The 17,705-nt window shown below is 44.8% G+C and carries 16 protein-coding genes and 1 other annotated feature; of the genes, 6 read left to right on the top strand and 10 right to left on the bottom strand.

Annotation, left to right across the window (positions count from 1 at the left end):
- Positions 1–67 precede the first annotated feature (67 nt).
- A complete protein-coding gene (gene fldB, locus ACED41_RS02520; protein ID WP_017062875.1) occupies positions 68–589 on the top strand; it encodes a flavodoxin FldB in 522 nt (173 codons plus the stop codon).
- A gap of 146 nt (positions 590–735) precedes the next feature.
- Here the strand turns inward: fldB and brnQ are convergent, their stop codons facing one another.
- A complete protein-coding gene (brnQ, locus tag ACED41_RS02515) occupies positions 736–2,049 on the bottom strand; it encodes a branched-chain amino acid transport system II carrier protein (protein WP_371724415.1) in 1,314 nt (437 codons plus the stop codon).
- Positions 2,050–2,363: 314 nt separating this feature from the next.
- Here brnQ and ACED41_RS02510 point away from each other — a divergent pair, with 314 nt between their 5' ends.
- Entirely contained in the window at positions 2,364–3,092 is a 729-nt protein-coding gene (locus ACED41_RS02510; protein ID WP_017059324.1) for a tRNA1(Val) (adenine(37)-N6)-methyltransferase, read from the top strand.
- 107 nt (positions 3,093–3,199) lie between these two features.
- Positions 3,200–4,465: an ATP-dependent RNA helicase SrmB gene (gene srmB, locus ACED41_RS02505; RefSeq protein WP_017059323.1), complete on the top strand. Its 1,266-nt coding sequence runs from the start codon at positions 3,200–3,202 to the stop codon at positions 4,463–4,465.
- Positions 4,466–4,580: 115 nt separating this feature from the next.
- On the opposite strand, the gene yaaA is transcribed toward srmB, so the two are convergent.
- Entirely contained in the window at positions 4,581–5,357 is a 777-nt protein-coding gene (yaaA, locus tag ACED41_RS02500; RefSeq protein WP_017059322.1) for a peroxide stress protein YaaA, read from the bottom strand.
- Between the two features lie 208 nt (positions 5,358–5,565).
- Positions 5,566–6,993, bottom strand: coding sequence for a sodium:alanine symporter family protein (locus ACED41_RS02495; RefSeq protein WP_032545312.1), 1,428 nt, complete (start codon positions 6,991–6,993; stop codon positions 5,566–5,568).
- Positions 6,994–7,702: 709 nt separating this feature from the next.
- On the opposite strand from ACED41_RS02495, the gene ACED41_RS02490 reads away from it, so the two are divergent.
- Complete coding sequence (locus tag ACED41_RS02490; protein ID WP_017059319.1) at positions 7,703–7,891, top strand: DUF3545 family protein; 189 nt, start codon at positions 7,703–7,705, stop codon at positions 7,889–7,891.
- Positions 7,892–8,045: 154 nt separating this feature from the next.
- Here the strand turns inward: ACED41_RS02490 and ACED41_RS02485 are convergent, their stop codons facing one another.
- The 3 genes from ACED41_RS02485 to nfo form a co-directional block, all read right to left on the bottom strand.
- Positions 8,046–8,597 (bottom strand): hemerythrin domain-containing protein, encoded by a 552-nt coding sequence (locus tag ACED41_RS02485; protein ID WP_017070073.1) that lies wholly within the window; start codon positions 8,595–8,597, stop codon positions 8,046–8,048.
- An 86-nt stretch (positions 8,598–8,683) separates the two neighbouring features.
- Positions 8,684–9,364 (bottom strand): uracil-DNA glycosylase, encoded by a 681-nt coding sequence (gene ung, locus ACED41_RS02480; RefSeq protein WP_017059317.1) that lies wholly within the window; start codon positions 9,362–9,364, stop codon positions 8,684–8,686.
- Positions 9,365–9,761: 397 nt separating this feature from the next.
- A complete protein-coding gene (nfo, locus tag ACED41_RS02475) occupies positions 9,762–10,670 on the bottom strand; it encodes a deoxyribonuclease IV (RefSeq protein WP_102319761.1) in 909 nt (302 codons plus the stop codon).
- A 326-nt stretch (positions 10,671–10,996) separates the two neighbouring features.
- Here nfo and grcA point away from each other — a divergent pair, with 326 nt between their 5' ends.
- Positions 10,997–11,374, top strand: coding sequence for an autonomous glycyl radical cofactor GrcA (gene grcA, locus ACED41_RS02470; protein WP_371724414.1), 378 nt, complete (start codon positions 10,997–10,999; stop codon positions 11,372–11,374).
- 77 nt (positions 11,375–11,451) lie between these two features.
- Here the strand turns inward: grcA and thrC are convergent, their stop codons facing one another.
- Genes thrC through thrA form a run of 3 tightly spaced genes read right to left on the bottom strand, consistent with a single transcriptional unit; the run spans position 11,452 to position 16,165 of the window.
- Entirely contained in the window at positions 11,452–12,735 is a 1,284-nt protein-coding gene (gene thrC, locus ACED41_RS02465) for a threonine synthase (RefSeq protein ID WP_017059314.1), read from the bottom strand.
- Positions 12,732–13,688, bottom strand: a complete 957-nt coding sequence (gene thrB / locus ACED41_RS02460) for a homoserine kinase (RefSeq protein ID WP_032545653.1) — start codon at positions 13,686–13,688, stop codon at positions 12,732–12,734. Before thrB ends, thrC begins: the two co-directional genes overlap by 4 nt.
- 17 nt (positions 13,689–13,705) lie before the next feature.
- Positions 13,706–16,165: a bifunctional aspartate kinase/homoserine dehydrogenase I gene (gene thrA / locus ACED41_RS02455; RefSeq protein WP_371724413.1), complete on the bottom strand. Its 2,460-nt coding sequence runs from the start codon at positions 16,163–16,165 to the stop codon at positions 13,706–13,708.
- A gap of 29 nt (positions 16,166–16,194) precedes the next feature.
- Positions 16,195–16,313: a sequence feature (Thr leader region), on the bottom strand.
- 317 nt (positions 16,314–16,630) lie between these two features.
- On the opposite strand from thrA, the gene ACED41_RS02450 reads away from it, so the two are divergent.
- A complete protein-coding gene (locus ACED41_RS02450) occupies positions 16,631–17,089 on the top strand; it encodes a hypothetical protein (protein WP_017070076.1) in 459 nt (152 codons plus the stop codon).
- Between the two features lie 112 nt (positions 17,090–17,201).
- Here the strand turns inward: ACED41_RS02450 and ACED41_RS02445 are convergent, their stop codons facing one another.
- Positions 17,202–17,687, bottom strand: a complete 486-nt coding sequence (locus tag ACED41_RS02445; protein ID WP_017059310.1) for a putative 4-hydroxy-4-methyl-2-oxoglutarate aldolase — start codon at positions 17,685–17,687, stop codon at positions 17,202–17,204.
- Positions 17,688–17,705: the final 18 nt, after the last annotated feature.

The raw sequence follows: 17,705 nt of genomic DNA, 5'->3' as shown, positions 1-17,705 counted from the left end.
AATCGCTGCAATCGAAGTCGATTTATGGTTAGAATTCGCCATCTGAAATTAAAATCGAACGTTTGCTATGAAAATTGGATTATTTTACGGCTCAACCACCTGCTACACAGAAATGGCAGCAGAGAAAATTCGCGGCATTATTGGTGAAGACCTAGTTGATATCCATAACGTGAAAGAAAGCCCTCTTTCATTGATGGCGGACTACGACCTTTTATTGCTGGGCATCTCGACTTGGGACTTCGGTGAAATCCAAGAAGATTGGAATGAACTGTGGGAAGACATCGCAACCACGCCTATGAAAGGCAAGGTTGTGGCTCTGTTTGGTTTGGGTGACCAAGAAGGCTACGGCGAATGGTTCCTAGATGCGATGGGTCTATTGCATGATGAACTGAAAACCGCGGGTGCAGAGTTTGTTGGCTTCTGGCCAAACGATGACAGCTACGAGTTCGAAGCGTCTAAAGCGTTAACCGAAGACAAATCTCAATTCGTTGGTTTGGCGCTTGATGAAGATTCACAATACGAGCTAAGCGACGACCGTATCGCAAGCTGGGTTGAGCAAGTACTGGTTGAGTACAGCGAAAAGCTATAACCAAACAGAAGTACTCCCGGCTAAGTAGCTAACCAAGTAACTAGCTGGATATAAAAAGACCACAGAATACAAAAAGGCCTCATTACTGCGAAGTAATGAGGCCTTTTCTATTTCATCTCGAAAGACAATCTAATCTCAACGGAAGATTAAAAAGTCTCCTCAGCCATCTCTTGCTCTGTTGATTTACCAACGAAGAACATACAGATGATTGCAGCAGTCGTTGGAAGCAACCAACCCATACCGATCTCAAACAGTGGCAGCATCTTAAGTGCAGACACGTCTACACCCGCTACTTTAGCGCCATCAATAAGAGCAAACAGCAGTGACACTAATACTACTACGCGGTAAGCCACTTTTGGATTAGGGAAACGGCTACGTAAGAATGTCAGAGCAACCAACGCGATAGCGACTGGGTACAGTGCAAACAGTACTGGAACAGACAGAGAAATCAGTTGAGAAAGACCAACGTTCGCAACGGTTGCACAAGCTACACCATTGATGATTACCCAAGTCTTGTAAGACAGAGGCGTTAGCGAGCTGAAGTAATCAGAACATGCTGACACAAGGCCAATCGCCGTAGTTAGACATGCTAATAGTACGATCACAGAAAGCACTAGCTGACCAGAAGGACCAAACAACGATTGAACGTATAGGCTTAAAATAGCACCGCCATTGTCTGCACCAGCTGCGACTGTTGCACTTGTTGCGCCTAGGAAAAATAGAGAGATGTAAACAAACGCCAGACCCGCTGCGGCAATACAACCCGCGCTAATTAGGTACTTAGTCGTCGCTGCACGGTCAGTAATGCCCTTGCTACGAATCGCATCAACAATCAGCATACCAAACATCAAAGAAGCAAAAGTATCCATGGTGTTGTAGCCTTCAAGGAAACCTTTGGTTAGTGGTTGAGTGATGTACTCACCGTGAGCCGCAAGAATATCGCCTTGAGGGTTAACGAATACAGCAATCGCCAGCACAACCAAACCAACGAACAGTGCAGGTGTTAGCACCTTACCAATGACGTCAATAAGCTTACCTTGCGACCATGAGAAGAACATCGCTACTGCAAAAAATGCAATCGAAAAGAGAGTTAGGTGAGCTTGAGAGGCATCGATGAAGAACGGTTTCACCGCCATCTCATAGGCAACAAGGCCAGTACGCGGTGCAGCAAATGCAGGACCGATAATAATAAAGATCAGTACAGCCATGATGGTTGCTGCTTTCTTAGGAAGATCTTTAGTTAAGTGACCCCAAGAGCCACCAGCCACTGCGACCGCGACGATAGTGATTAAGGGCAGACCAACGGCAGTCAGCAGAAAACCAGACATCGCTGGAAGGAAGTGATCACCGGCTAATTGGCCAGCTAGAGGTGGGAAGATGATGTTACCCGCACCCAAGAAAAACGCAAAAAGCATAAAGCCCAATGCCATTATATCTGTTAGTTTTAGACTCTGTTTCACAGATAATCCTTAATTATATTTATGAATTTATGTTGTGCTTACATGAATGTTACAGCTCAAAGCTGCCAATCAATCTATAAAATAGTCGCGCATAATGACGAAACAACTGACTAGCTGCAAGTCACCACACAAAAACACCATATAAATTTGCATATTAGAACAAAAAGCAGTGGATTCCACTAGCTATAGAAAAATAGCCACAATTATAAACTAACCATAATGCACAACAATATTTTTTCAAGCAGAACATTAACTCATACAAGCGGTTAACATTAGAGCTAATCACTTAAAATATCTCGATACTCAGAACATTAATGAAAGACAAAACAGTGCAAACTAAAAGCTTCAATTTTAAGCAATTCTCAATTTACGGCGGGAAAAGCGGTATGCCAGTCAGTACCGATGGCGTATTACTTGGCGCGTGGGTAAGCCTGCCACAAAGATCATGTGTACTCGATATTGGAACCGGGACAGGTCTGCTGGCTTTGATGGCTGCGCAGCGTTTTGAAGATGCTTCAATCTCTGCGATAGATATTGATCAACACGCTATTGATGCTGCCACTGTCAATATTGAGCAGTCGCCTTGGCAAAATCGTATCTCCCTTGATCACGGCAGCGTGTTAACAGCCGACTTTCCACAAAGGTTTGATGCGATCATCTGTAACCCACCCTACTTCAACTCTGGAGAACAGGCGCAGCAAAGCCAAAGAGCCACCGCCAGGCACACCGACAGCTTGGATCATTTAGCGCTTGCCCAGCGTTGTTTCGAGATAACAACCGACGCCGCGACTGCCAGTTTCATCCTACCGACGCCTGAGGGGGAAGGTTTTATCAAGCTTGCCGAGCAATGTGGTTGGTATCTAGCAAAACGCCTTGATGTAAAAACAACAGATAAAAAGCCAGCTAGCCGAATTTTATTCGAGTTATCTAAAGATCCTGCTTGCGAGCAAGATTTGCAGCGTGAATCGCTTACAATTCACCATCAAGGTGGTTATAGCGAAGCATTTATTGCGCTCACTAAAGATTTTTATCTCAAGATGTAGCAAATACCATGTGATCCTAATCACTAATGCTTCTATAATGTCCGACTACTCTTTTTTATCGTCTGCTTTTTGAGGCAGAAACATTTATTGCTTGTGGAGAAACAACAGTGATCAGAACCTTTGCAGAACTCGATCTAAACCAAGAGCTGCTTAAAGCAATTGACGAAATGGGCTACGAACGTCCAACACAGATACAAGCTGAAGCAATCCCACAAGCGTTAGATGGAAGAGACGTTTTGGCTTCTGCGCCAACAGGTACTGGTAAAACAGCATCATTTGTATTGCCAGCACTGCAATACCTACTGGATTTCCCACGTAAGAAATCTGGCCCTGCACGTATGCTTATCCTGACGCCAACGCGTGAGCTAGCAATGCAGATCACCGAACAAGCACGTGAGCTTGCTAAATACACCAGCCTAAATATCTTCACGATCACGGGCGGTGTTATGTACCAAGAGCACGCAGATATCTTAAGTACAACTCAAGATATCGTAGTAGCAACACCTGGCCGTTTGATGGAATACATTGAAGGCGAGCGTTTTGACTGTCGTGCGATTGAATGGCTGGTTCTAGATGAAGCCGACCGCATGCTAGACATGGGCTTTGGTCCTGTTGTTGACCGTCTGTCTGCAGAGTGTCGCTGGCGTAAACAAACTTTACTGTTCTCAGCAACACTAGAAGGTAAAGGCATTGAAGGCTTCACTGAAGATCTACTTAAAAACCCAGCGGAGATCGATGCGAAATCATCACTTCGTGAGCGTAAGAAGATCACTCAGTGGTATCACCGTGCAGACACGGCAGAGCACAAGCTAAACATCCTAAAGCACGTCATCACAGAGCAAGCTGAGCGCAGCATCGTATTCTTGAAGACGCGTGATCGTCTAGGTGATCTACGAGCTCAACTTGAAAGCGCGCAAATCCCATGTGCGTGGATCCAAGGTGAAATGCCTCAAGATCGTCGTAACAACGCGATTGCTCGTTTCCGTGACGGCTCTGTAAACGTACTACTAGCGACTGACGTTGCTGCTCGTGGTATCGACCTTCCAGACGTAAGCCACGTAATCAACTACGACATGCCACGTACTGCTGACGTATACCTACACCGTATTGGCCGTACTGCTCGTGCTGGTAAAAAAGGTAACGCGGTTTCTATCATTGAAGCGCACGATCAACTAATGATTGAGCGTGTGGCTCGTTACACAGACGAACCAATCAAAGAACGCTTTATTGAAGGCATGCGCCCTACGCATAAGAAAGCGGCCGTGACTAAGAAGAAGAAGCCGAAGAAAGAAGATAAGAAAGCGGTAGAGAAACAAAAAATCGCGAAGAAGAAAAAAATCGCGAAGAAAAAGAAAGCAGCAAAGAAGAAGTAATCTACCAGCTTCAACGATTCAATAAAAAAGCCCCATGCAGTTCGCTGCATGGGGCTTTTCTCTATCTGGTCTGTTATCAGGCTAAAACCGAGAGCTACTCGTTAGCCAAGGACTACTAGTTTTGCTCTTCGCGCTTAAAGACAAGCTCTTTCGCGTTCGACTCTTCTTCAACGAAGTAGTAGCCCGCCGTATCAAACTGGGTCAGCGCCTCAACCGAGTCGATCTTGTTCTCGATGATGTAGCGAGCCATCATGCCACGCGCTTTCTTCGCGTAGAAACTGATCACCTTGTACTGACCGTTCTTGCAGTCTTTGAATACAGGGGTAATCACTTGGCCATCCAAGTTCTTCGGCTTCACGGCTTTAAAGTATTCGTTAGACGCCAAGTTGATCAACACATTGTCGCCTTGAGCATTCAACGCTTCATTCAGCTTGTCTGTGATTATGTTGCCCCAGAACTGGTACAAGTTAGTACCACGAGCATTGGCTAAGCGTGTACCCATCTCTAGGCGGTATGGCTGCATCAAATCTAATGGCTTAAGCAAGCCATATAACCCAGAAAGCATGCGCAGGTGGTCTTGTGCGTAGTCAAAATCTTCATCCGATAGCGTTTCAGCGTCTAGGCCAGTGTATACATCGCCTTTAAAGGCTAGGATTGCTTGGCGTGCGTTGTCTTGGGTAAAGGTCTCGCTCCACTGCTCAAAGCGCGCTACGTTCAACCCTGCGATTTTATCGCTGACTTTCATCAGTGCAGAAATATCTACTGGCGTCAGTTTGCGGCACTCTTCAATCAGCTCAGCAGAGTGTTCAACAAACTCAGGCTGACTAAAGCGTTCCGTCGCTAATGGTGATTCGTAATCAAGTGTTTTGGCTGGAGAAACGACAACTAACATAACTTTACCCTAATCGGTTATCTAACTGGATGCTGCTAGAGTATAGAAAAAACATCAACTTGTCTTTATGACTCTTCCTATTACTTCGATAGGGAGAATGAGCTTCGATAGACAGAATGAGACAAATGACAGGCAAACAAAAAGGCTAAGGTCGAAACCTTAGCCTTTCTAATCACTTTAGGATGAGCCGTTTATCGCTCCAACAAGATTACTTCTTGTTGTTGTCCCAAATACCGTCTTCCAGCTGAGACTTAAGCTCTGGGAAGTCATTCGAATCGAATGTTGGTACTTTACCCGCGTCTAGTTGGCGGTTGTAGTCTTTCGCTAACTTAATCACGATACCTGATAGCAGGATAATCGCCACCAAGTTAACAATCGCCATTAGGCCCATCGATACGTCAGCCAGTGCCCATACCGTTGGTAACGTCGCTAGAGAACCGAACATAACCATACCCAGAACAACGATACGGAACAGCACTAGGCCCTTCTTGTTGTTGTGCTCAAGGAAGATAAGGTTCGTTTCAGCGTACGAGTAGTTTGCAATGATTGAAGTGAAAGCGAAGAAGAAAATCGCTACCGCTACAAAAATGCCGCCCCATTCGCCCACTTGTGCTGTTAGTGCACGTTGCGTTAGTTCGATACCCGTTACTTCACCGTGTGGTACGTACTCACCAGACATCAGGATGATTGCGACTGTTGCTGAACAGATAACAATGGTATCCATGAACACGCCTAGCATTTGCACGTAACCTTGTGATGCTGGGTGCGGTGGGTAAGGCGTAGCAGAAGCTGCTGCGTTTGGCGCAGAACCCATACCCGCTTCGTTCGAGAACAAACCACGTTTGATGCCGTTAATCATCGCTTGTGCGATTGCGTAACCTAGGCCACCCGCTGCTGCTTCTTGCAGACCGAATGCACTCTTGAAGATAAGAGCCAGTACTTCAGGCACTTTCTCGATGTTCGCGAACATCACGTACATAGCGATCGCTAGGTAAGCCAATGCCATGATTGGAACGATGATTTCTGCTGTGCGTGCAATCTTACGGATACCACCGAAGATAACGAACGCAGAGATGATTACGATACCAACACCAACGTAGCTACGCTCAAGGTCGAATGCCGTATTCATTGCGCTTGCAATCGCGTTCGCTTGAACCGCGTTGAATACAAGACCAAATGCAATGATGAGGAAGATAGAGAATAGAACCCCCATCCAACGCATGCCTAGGCCTTTCTCCATGTAGTATGCAGGGCCGCCGCGGTAGTTACCGTCGTTATCACGCGTTTTGTATAGCTGTGCCAGTGTGCTTTCTGCAAACGATGTTGCCATACCTAGCATTGCGATTAGCCACATCCAGAAGATAGCACCAGGGCCACCAGCGGTTAGTGCTACAGCAACACCTGCCATGTTACCCGTACCTACACGAGCAGCGAGACTAGTACAAAGAGCTTGGAAAGAAGAGATACCAGCACTGTCTGCTTTACGGCTGTTTCTAAGAACAGAGAACATGTGGCCGAAATGGCGGAATTGAATGAAGCCTAGTCGTACAGTGAAGTAGATACCCACACCAACCAGTAAGTAAACTAAGATAGATCCCCAAAGGAGATCGTTCATCAAATTGATTAAGTCTGTCACGTGAACCTCGTAATTGAGTTTAAGCACCGATCATGCTTCCTAGCCTTCCTCTTAATCGCCTATGCCTCTGTCAATGTTGTGTCGGCACTCTTGTTATATTCTTGCGGCGATTGAGACTGTAAATGTCGCTTCATGCATCCATTTTACGTATCAGTGTATTTTTTGACGGGCGGATAATGCAGCGAGACGGCCTAAAAATCAATATGCAAATACACTTATATTAAAATGACATTTCACTAATAACACACCTTTTGTTAACACAACTTTCAACAATGCAGCCCAATAAAAGTCACATTATCGGGACATAATATCAACAACAGCCACGGCACTACCCCAACAAGAACACCATCCTATAAAAATGACGTCAGCCTAGGTTTTACAAGGTATAGTGAAGATCTTCGTTTTTTTCTAGGCCAATGAGATCCCTATACCGCACGGTACCATGTGCACTTCAATGCATTGTAGTCAAAACGCTATTCCATTCGCACAATGAATTAACATTCAATAACCCCCAATTTAATCGTTTACTTAGGTTTGTTTGCCTGTTTTTTATACATAATAATTATCACAATGTGTGAGCATGCATAAGAAAATAGAACAAAAGCTTCATGGATTTGAAACAAATGAGAAACAAATCAAAGTTATTGTGAACCTAAATATGATATTTATTGGTTCGTAAGAACTAGTCCCACGGAAGGAGATATGGCTTATGGATAGCTTTCAATTCGATGAAGTATCAGAACTAGAAATGCCTCGTGTAACTCAAAAATCACGCTCGAAACCACTCAAGCGTAAGTGGCGTGAAATCGAAGCCATCAACGATCGTAGGCAGCTTGAGAAAGAGCTGAGAGAGATGAACCTAGGTCTTGATTTTAGCCTTGACGATATAAAACTTTAATCAGCACGATAAGAAATCAGATAGCAAAAGGCACCTATATTATAGGTGCCTTTTTTATTTTTTGAGGTAGTTAATCCGCTCAAAGCGCCATTTGGAAACCAACCCTCTAATATAGAGGACACCTAAAATAGGTGCACCTCAACATTACAACGGGCTAAACACACTCTTGTTCATTTTGTCGAACCCGAGCCGCGAGTTGGCGATATTGATCGGCGATGGTCTCTCCAAAAACAGGGTCATCTTCCGGTTGAAGCCATTGAGACTCCACTTCTTGCCAATCTTTCACCGTGAACGCCTCAACAATCATGGGTAGCACATGCTTCTCTTCATATTCCATGTGCTTTCGCTGAGCCTTAACAAACGCTTCAAGCTGCTCAATAAAGACTTGCTGAGGAACCACCGCATCTTGAAGGATCATATCGACCAAACCTAAAAAGTCCGCCGTTTTCTCAGAAAGCAATTGATGCTCTAACTCCAAGTCTTCAATCGCTTGCTCGCTGCCATATTGCTTAAGATAGTAGCGATAAATGACGTCTTCTTTAGGGTGATGCACTTTGTCTGAATGGTTCATAAGGTAATGAACCACCTCTGCGATCAGGCTATAGTTTATTTCTCGCTCCTGTTTCAGAAACTCTAACTTACTGTTGAGTATCGCGAGTAAACGAGCCATATAGCCATGCTCTCGTCTTATCCTTTCAATCATCATAGTATTGCACTCCATTACATCTACTATTTATAAGTGTATACGAATATGCTGATTTATGATTTGACCCTGCTCAGAAAACCACCAACCTACACTTCTGTTGGTAAACGCCAGTCAATAGGTTGTTGATCCATAGAAGAAAGCAGCTTGTTGGTTGTAGAGAAATGCTGACAACCGAAGAATCCACGGCGTGCCGATAATGGCGATGGGTGAGGTGCAACCAACACATGATGCTTGTCGTCATCAATCGCTTGACCTTTCTTCTGGGCGTGTGCGCCCCACAACAAAAAGATGATCGGTTCAGAGCGCTGATTGAGCTCAGCAATAATGGCATCGGTAAAGGTTTCCCAGCCACACTTAGCATGTGAGTGTGCTTTTGCCTCTTCGACTGTAAGGACTGTGTTCAACATCAACACCCCTTGCGATGCCCAAGAATCGAGATAACCATGACTAGGAATCTCAAAGCCCTCTATATCTTGTGCAAGCTCTTTGTACATATTGCGTAGAGAAGGTGGGATTTTCACACCAGGAAGCACTGAGAATGCTAAGCCGTGAGCTTGGTTAGCACCGTGATAAGGATCTTGCCCTAAGATAACCACTCGCACGGATTCGAAAGGCGTCATATCAAAGGCACTGAACACCTGTTCTTGTGGCGGGTAGACGGTTTTACCACTATTACGTTGCTGTTCAACAAACGCGAGGACACTCTGAAAGTACTCTTTATCACGTTCATCATTAATAATGGATTCCCAAGTCTTTGGTGCGGTCATCGTTTTACTTCCCAATCATCAAGGTTTCTAGCGGCTTTCGCCAGACAAAAAAATAGCTGTATCGGCTAACTGTCCTAAATAAGGCTCTAGTTATACCTCATACAGCTATCAATAAACATGATGTGTAGGGTTCACTTGTTGATGAATCATAATAATCAGTTCAAGTTGTGCTTATCTCGATTAACCACTTTTCTGCTGTGTACGATGGTGGCCGTGGTTATGCACGTGACGGTTTGGTGTAGGTAAACGGCGTGCGACAGCAATAGTTGAAGTTTGGGTGATTGAATACATAAAGGCACCTCCTCTAAGACATCGTGAACTACATATTCACTTTAATACTATGAAAGAAAGGTGCCAATTTTTAGAAATAGACGGAAATAAATTTCCCCCTCTATTATTACGCTTGTTCGCTCGCTAGCGTTGCTGAGCGATGAAACATTCTAAGTTGTTGAATTTCCTCTTTCCAGATCGTCGAATCAATGGTTTCCAAGATAAGAGGGATACCATTAAAGCGAGAATCAGAGGCAATATACTCAAAACAATCCCAGCCAATTTCGCCTTTTCCTAAAGAATGGTGCCGATCGACTCGGCTCGCGAACTCAGCTTTTGAATCATTGATGTGCATTGCTCTTAGATAGTGCATACCCACGATGCGGTCGAACTCAGCAAAAGTATGCTCACACGCCTCTTTTGTACGTAAGTCATAGCCAGCAGTAAACGTATGGCAGGTGTCTAAGCACACACCCACACGTGACTTATCTTCTACCTGCTCGATAATCTCGGCTAGATGTTCAAACTTCCAACCCAGATTAGTGCCCTGCCCAGACGTATTCTCGATCACTGCGATTACGTCAGGTACCGCTTGATGAGCTAGGTTGATCGATTCAGCGATCTTCGCCAAACATTCGCTTTCTGAGATTTTCTTTAAATGACTCCCAGGATGAAAATTCAAAAGCGTTAGTCCAAGTTGATTACAACGCTCCATTTCATCAATAAAAGCCGCGCGTGATTTCTCTAGCTTCTCTTCTTCTGGCGCTCCTAGGTTAATCAGGTAGGAGTCATGAGGAAGAATGTGCTCAGCACCGTAGCCCAACATTTTGCAATTGGCTTTAAAGGCACTAATGGTTTTCGCTTCTAGTGGTTTTGCCGCCCACTGTCTCTGGTTCTTGGTAAACAGTGCAAACGCATTGGCACCTATTTCACGTGCACGCATAGGCGCCTGATCAACACCACCAGCAGCCGACACATGAGCGCCAATAAACTTAATATTTGTTTCCGGTTTTGAGGATGAATTATTGTTTGTCATTAAATCACTTTACACTTTCAGAATGCTTAATAAATAAAGGGTCGTATCGGTTGTAGTTCAATAAAAACACAACAAATGTAGTAAACTTACAACAAATATGGCTGTTAAATATTTTTTATACTTTAAAATATTTTGTAATTACTTTGTTTTCAAAGGTTTTATTGATTTACCTCAATATAATCACCTTTGTAAAAATATGGTTTTTGGTTGTTTTTTGACTTAAATCAATGTTAACCTTGCTAATATTAGGTATACATTACCCAGCTCAATAAAAATCGAAAGTTAACACCATAATCAAACCACATTCAGTGGACTAGGAGATAGTTATGATCCAAGGTATTCAAATTACTAAAGCAGCAAACGATGACCTACTAAACTCAATCTGGCTACTAGACAACGAAAAGAATGAAGCTCGTTGTGTTGTTGCTACTGCAGGTTTCGAAGCTGACCAAGTTATCTCAGCTGCAGACCTAGGCGACTACGAAAGCCGTGAAGTTGCAATCGAAGCAGCACCACGCATCGAAGGTGGTCAACACCTAAACGTTAACGTTCTTAAGCGTGAAACGCTAGAAGACGCAGTTGCTCACCCAGAGAACTACCCACAGCTAACTATCCGTGTATCGGGTTACGCTGTACGTTTCAACTCTCTAACAACTGAACAGCAACGTGACGTTATCGCACGTACGTTCACTGAGTCTCTATAATTTTTAGAGCTTAAATTAGAATACAAAAACGGCGCTCATTGAGCGCCGTTTTTATTTGTTCGAAAAACAAATGGACGTTACGGTTGAACTCGACGAAGCACAGCTTTTAGCGCTTCAAAATCGTTATCAAGATCTTCAGACAACAATTCCATCGCCGCGTGTTTTGCTAGCGGGCCAGGCAGTTCGATATCAGAACCTAGGATGTCATCAACTACTTCTTTGAATTTCGCTGGGTGTGCTGTACACAGGAACAAGCCAGTTTCGTTCTCTTGCAGTTGCTCTTCCAGTAGACGGTAAGCAATCGCACCATGTGGTTCACATAGGTAACCTTGTGCTTTTAGGTCGCGAACTGACTCAGCGCTCTGCTCGTCAGATACTTTACCTTTGCCTAGTGTATCTAAGCCCCAACCTTTCAGTTGGCAAAGCTCTTCGATACGAGGCCAGTTGTTTGGTTGGCTTACGTCCATCGCGTTCGATGTTGTCGCAACAGTCGGTTTTGGATCCCATTGACCTGTTTCTAGGTAACGAGGAACAGTGTCATTTTCGTTAGTTGCTGCGATAAAACGCTTAACAGGTAGACCTAGCGCTTTAGCCAATAGACCAGCCGTTAGGTTACCAAAGTTACCACTTGGTACAGAGATAACGAGGTTTTCACGTTGCTCTTTAGTCAGCTGAGAAGCCGCCTCAAAGTAGTAACAGATCTGAGCCATTAAACGGCTGATGTTGATCGAGTTTGCCGAATTAAGACCGATCTCTTTACGCAGTTCAGCGTCATCAAATGAGTCTTTAACTAGAGCCTGACACGCATCAAAGTCACCATCAATCGCCACAGTGTGGATGTTCTTGCCAAGCGTACAGAACAGCTTCTCTTGCAGTGGGCTGATCTTGCCTTTCGGGTAAAGAATCACAACATTGATGTCTTCCATGCCGTAGAAAGCATGCGCAACCGCCGCACCAGTATCACCTGATGTTGCCGTTAAGATAGTGATTTGACCACCATCAGAAACAGCTGCTAAAGATTGAGCCATAAAGCGGCCACCGAAATCTTTAAACGCCAGTGTTGGACCGTGGAAAAGCTCAAGCGCGTAAACGCCGTCTTTTACTTGGTTGATTGGTGCAGGGAATTGGAACGCTGCATCCACCATTTGGTCGATCTGTTCTTTTGGTAATTCATCACCAATCAATGCTGACAGAATCTTTGAGCTACGAGGGACAAAGTCCTCTGCTAGCAGCGCATCGATATCATCAAACTTTGGCAGTTCAGATGGGAAAAATAGACCTTGATTACGGCCTAAGCCTTGACGAACGGCTTGGCCAAAAGAGACTTGTTCATCATTTTCTTTGATGTTGTACAGTTTCATAACTCACTTCCTGTAACGATCGAACCCTGCTTATCTAGGCGACAAACGTGAACGAATCCTTCTTCATTTTGTACGTAATTTTGTTCTAACCAGCGTGCAACACGCTCGGCGACATCTTGTTCTTTGCAAATGCTAAATAGAGTTGGACCACTACCAGAAATACCAGTAGCCAGTGCCCCAGCTGACAGCGCGTATTTACGAGCATCAGCAAACCCTGGAAGCAGTTTCTCACGATATGGTTCAGCGATCACGTCTTTGATCATCTTCGCCGCCAGTTCAGGTTGACCTGAATGACACGCGTGGATAAAGCCCGCTAAGTGACGACCATGAGCAATAATATCCTGACGACGATATTGAGATGGTAGGATCTCTCTCGCTTCAGCCGTTGAAACCTTAATACCCGGATAAGCCATTACCCAGTACCAGTCGTCAAAACACGGCACTTCTTGGCTGATGATGCCTAGCTCTTCAAGCATGAGCTGCACACCACCAAGGTAACATGGCGCAACGTTATCGTAGTGGATACCACCTGAAATCTTGCCTTCCATTTCACCCATCAGAGCAAGCAGTTCAGTTTCATTCAGGGGCTGACCGTGAAAACGGTTTAGCGCATCCAGTGCCGCGACGATTGAACATGCACTAGAACCCAAACCTGAACCGATAGGCATGTTCTTTTCTAGTGTCATTTCTAAAGGCTTTAGCGTAACGCCTTTTTTATCAAGCTCTCTCGAGAACACCACCCAGCAGTCGTAAACGATGTTTTCTTTTGCTTCAGTTGGCAGCTTAGAAACAAAGCTGCCTGCAGTTTTAAGTGAGAATGGTTCATCACCGGCTTTAACCATAACTCGGTCACCTAGCAGCGTGCCATCCACTGGAGACACAGCGGCCCCCAGCACATCAAACCCTACACTGACATTACCGATTGATGCAGGAGCATAAACGACAACATCCATATCACTTGAACTCATTCTTAAACTCCTAATTTCCAACCAAGAGTACGCATCACATCAGAGAATACGCCAGCAGCTGTTACTTCAGTACCCGCGCCGTAGCCACGCAGTACTAGAGGGATTGGTTGGTAGTAACGGCTGTAGAATGCTAATGCGTTCTCGCCATCTTTAATCTTGAACATTGGGTCGTCGCCATCAACAGCAGCGATACGAACCTTACACTTACCTTCAGCGATTTCACCCACATAACGAAGTACTTTACCTTCTTCTGCTGCGATAGCTGACTGCTCTTTGAAGTAAGCATCCGCTTCTGGTAGGCGAGCCATGAACTCTTCAACCGTACCTGAATCATCAAAACCCGGTGGCAGAGCTTGGTCTACTTCAACATCTTCAAGTTCAAGCGCCATGCCTGCTTCACGAGCAAGAATAAGCAACTTACGCGCCACATCCATACCAGATAGATCATCTCGAGGATCCGGTTCAGTGAAGCCGTTATCTTTTGCAATATTGGTTGCCTGGCTCAGTGTCATACCTTCATCAAGCTTGCCGAAGATGTAAGACAGTGAACCTGAAAGAATGCCGTTGAACTTCTCAAGTTCATCACCTGCAGAGATAAGGTTCTGTAGGTTTTCGATGACCGGTAGACCTGCACCTACTGTTGTCTCGTACATCAGCTTACGACGTGAGTTGCGTGCAACTTCACGAAGCTGATGGTAGTAAGCCATGCTTGCTGTGTTTGCTTTCTTGTTTGGTGTTACTACGTGGAAACCAGCCGCTAGGAAATCAGCGTACTGCGCCGCAATACCTTCGCTAGACGTACAATCAACCAATACTGGGTTGATGATGTGGTTACGTTGAACCAAAGCCGCTAAACGCGCTAGGCTGAACTCTTCAGTCGCACTCGACATACGGTCACGCCACTGCTCTAACGGTAGACCATCGCTGTCTAGCAACAAACCTTTACTGTTTGCTAAACCACATACGCGAATCACGATGCCTTTTTCAGCCAGTTTGCCTTGCTGACGTTGGATCTGGTCAACAAGCTCGCCACCAACACCGCCGACACCCACAACGAATACATCTAGGAAGTGCTTAGAGTTAAATAGGTTCTCGTGACACGCTTTGATTGCTTCAGAGATTTTGTCTTCAGGGATAACCGCTGAAATAGCACGCTCTGAAGAACCTTGAGCAATAGCAACAATGTTGACGTTCACTTCAGCTAAAGAAGAGAAGAACTGAGATGCTACGCCACGTGAAGTGCGCATACCGTCACCCACCAGCGTTACAATCGCAACGTCATCCATGAACTCAACCGGCTCTAACAGGCCATCTTTAAGTTCAAGTTCAAACGCGTCTGACAACACTTGTTTCGCTTTCACCTTATCAGCCGATTCAATACAGAAGCTGATGCTGTACTCAGAAGAAGATTGAGTAATAAGGACAATAGAAACGCCAGCAGAAGACATCGCGCCGAATACACGACTCGCCATACCTACCATGCCCTTCATGCCTGGGCCTGATACGTTAACCATGGTTAGGTCACTTAGCGTCGTAATACCTTTGATTGCTAGGTTATCTTCGCCAGTGTCTTGGCCAATCAAAGTACCTGCGCCTTGTGGGTTGAAGCTGTTTTTGATCAGACAAGGAATGTGGAATTGCGCAATAGGAGCAATGGTTTTCGGGTGTAGAACCGAAGCACCAAAGTAAGAAAGCTCCATCGCCTCTTGGTAGCTAAGAGACTTGAGCAGACGAGCATCATCAACTAAGCGTGGGTCACAGTTGTAAACGCCATCGACATCAGTCCAGATTTCACAGCAATCAGCACGTAGACACGCCGCTAACACAGCCGCTGAGTAGTCAGAACCATTACGACCTAGTGTGACTAGCTCACCTTTTTCATTACCCGCAGTAAAGCCAGGCATGATGTTAACGTGACCTTTAGGAAGTGGAGATTGTTGGAAGTTCTGAGTAGAGACATCCACATCGACCATAGCTTCAAGGTGATCGCCTTTAGCGTATAGGTATTGGACAGGGTCAATCAGGCTTGCTGGTTGGCCTTTCGCTTCCAGTACCGCTTTCATTAACTGGATAGAGATTCGCTCACCTTTACTGATGATGCGAGCATTAACGTGGTTCGGGCACATACCAAGTAGGTTGATGCCATTCACGAACTGCTTTAGCTGAGCAAGAGAGGTATCCACCTGCTCTTGAAACGCGGCACCATAGATAGAAGGCACGACCGCTTTGATCTCTGCAAACAGTGTGTTAAATGAAGATTCGATCTCTGTAATCTGTGCGTCAGCTTCACCATTTTTCAGTGCAGCTTCAATAACAGCGACCAACTTATTGGTTGTTTTTCCTGGAGCCGATAGTACAACGGCTAGCTCTTCTTGCTGGGCATTATTAGCGATGATATCAGCCGCTCGTAAAAAACGATCTGCATCAGCTAATGATGAACCTCCAAACTTTAAAACGCGCATCCCTTTCTCCATAAGTCATAAAAATGGTACAAAAAAAGGCCTGTATCTTGTTGGATACAGGCCTTTTTTTTAAAATCCGTTACTTAGCAGCCTGCCCCAACAATGTTAATGTCGGTAATAATAATGGTTGTGGTCATTACTAGGTGGCTTACGTGCTGCATATCAAATTCTCTGCTTGTGCTTTACTCTACGTGTATCAATTTTTACCACTGGACGTCAATGAAAAGTTGCGTTTTTTTTACATTCGCACCGTTTTTCAGAGCAAACCGTCATTTAAGGGATAAAACACCCTGTATAAACCCTCACTTAAGATACTGGATTTACTCATTGAACAGGCAAGAGTGATCAATTGCATATATAGTCATAACAAAATGCTATATCGATTGTGCAGCGAACGTACAAGTTCTGTGCTTTAATTGAACGATAACGTTCGAAGAACAATAATAATGACATCAGGAGTGGGAAATGAAGAGATTACTTATTCTTTTGGCTTTTGCTATGCCTGTTGTTTGTTCAGCGAATAGCTTGCCTCTACTACCCAGCCAGATCGATAGTTCTTCTCATAAATTCTTTATCTCCACACAAAACGCGTCGAGTGAAAGCTTCGATACTTGGAAGATAGACAGTGGCTACTCTTATAGCTTGTTTTCAGATGTGGATCTTTACGTCGGTACACGTATCAATAGTGCGGCACTGAAACAGGAAAGTGGATTCTTGAGTGGTGTCAGTTATCAGTTCTCAGAAAGAGTCTCTTTTAACAGTTCTCTACACACCTATAAAGACGAGACCGAAGACAATGAGAAATCGGTAGCCGCAGAGGTTTCCAGCCGAGTGCAACTAACAGATAACCTAGATTTGCATGCCACCCTTGATTATGAAGAGTGGCAGCAAGGTGTTGAAGTGGGACTAGGGTTTCGCTTTTAGTCTCTTTAGCTTGTTCTTTATTAACAGATTAGTGCGGATTGAGATCCAAACTTTTAGTACATCACAAACCATTCCCCGTTCTAATCTATCAACGGCATTCAATTTGAGTCAGTTACGATTCAATTAACAGCTCAGATGAAATTAACACGCCATTCCAATCGGCATAAATATAGTCACCAGGCTGAATCAGTTGATTATGTATAGAGAGTGTCACATTCACTTGGCCGACACCGCGTTTCTCTGTTTTGAATGGCGATGCACCTAACGCCTGAACGCCAAGGTCCATTTGCGACATCATGCCTACATCACGCACCGCACCGTTTACAATCACGCCTTCCCAACCGTTTTCTATCGCGAGAATAGCGAGTTGATCGCCAAGCAGCGCCTTCTGGCATGAGCCATTTCCGTCAACGACAAGCACTTTGCCACAGCCGTCGGTCTCTAAAACCTCGCGAACCTTGGAATTATCGTGATAACAACGAACTGTTACAATTTTTCCAAAGAACGCACCACGTTGGCCGAAGTTCTGCAATGGCATGTTCAGTAGGGTGACTTCGCTTTCAAACTCATCACACAAGTCGGGTGTTATATCGTGCATATATCCTCCGTGAGTAAG

It is taken from the genome of Vibrio sp. 1F255 (assembly GCF_041439145.1).
GTDB classification, from domain to species: domain Bacteria; phylum Pseudomonadota; class Gammaproteobacteria; order Enterobacterales; family Vibrionaceae; genus Vibrio; species Vibrio crassostreae_C.
This window is presented reverse-complemented; position numbering and strand designations above follow the sequence as displayed.

What these genes read in the sequence shown, in the direction of transcription:
- fldB (WP_017062875.1), top strand. Translation starts at nt 68, where the DNA reads ATGAAAATTGGATTATTTTACGGCTCAACCACCTGCTACACAGAAATG.
- ACED41_RS02510 (WP_017059324.1), top strand. Translation starts at nt 2,364, where the DNA reads ATGAAAGACAAAACAGTGCAAACTAAAAGCTTCAATTTTAAGCAATTC.
- yaaA (WP_017059322.1), bottom strand. Translation starts at nt 5,357, where the DNA reads ATGTTAGTTGTCGTTTCTCCAGCCAAAACACTTGATTACGAATCACCA.
- ACED41_RS02490 (WP_017059319.1), top strand. Translation starts at nt 7,703, where the DNA reads ATGGATAGCTTTCAATTCGATGAAGTATCAGAACTAGAAATGCCTCGT.
- ACED41_RS02485 (WP_017070073.1), bottom strand. Translation starts at nt 8,597, where the DNA reads ATGATGATTGAAAGGATAAGACGAGAGCATGGCTATATGGCTCGTTTA.
- ung (WP_017059317.1), bottom strand. Translation starts at nt 9,364, where the DNA reads ATGACCGCACCAAAGACTTGGGAATCCATTATTAATGATGAACGTGAT.
- nfo (WP_102319761.1), bottom strand. Translation starts at nt 10,670, where the DNA reads ATGACAAACAATAATTCATCCTCAAAACCGGAAACAAATATTAAGTTT.
- grcA (WP_371724414.1), top strand. Translation starts at nt 10,997, where the DNA reads ATGATCCAAGGTATTCAAATTACTAAAGCAGCAAACGATGACCTACTA.
- thrC (WP_017059314.1), bottom strand. Translation starts at nt 12,735, where the DNA reads ATGAAACTGTACAACATCAAAGAAAATGATGAACAAGTCTCTTTTGGC.
- thrB (WP_032545653.1), bottom strand. Translation starts at nt 13,688, where the DNA reads ATGGATGTTGTCGTTTATGCTCCTGCATCAATCGGTAATGTCAGTGTA.
- thrA (WP_371724413.1), bottom strand. Translation starts at nt 16,165, where the DNA reads ATGCGCGTTTTAAAGTTTGGAGGTTCATCATTAGCTGATGCAGATCGT.
- ACED41_RS02450 (WP_017070076.1), top strand. Translation starts at nt 16,631, where the DNA reads ATGAAGAGATTACTTATTCTTTTGGCTTTTGCTATGCCTGTTGTTTGT.
- ACED41_RS02445 (WP_017059310.1), bottom strand. Translation starts at nt 17,687, where the DNA reads ATGCACGATATAACACCCGACTTGTGTGATGAGTTTGAAAGCGAAGTC.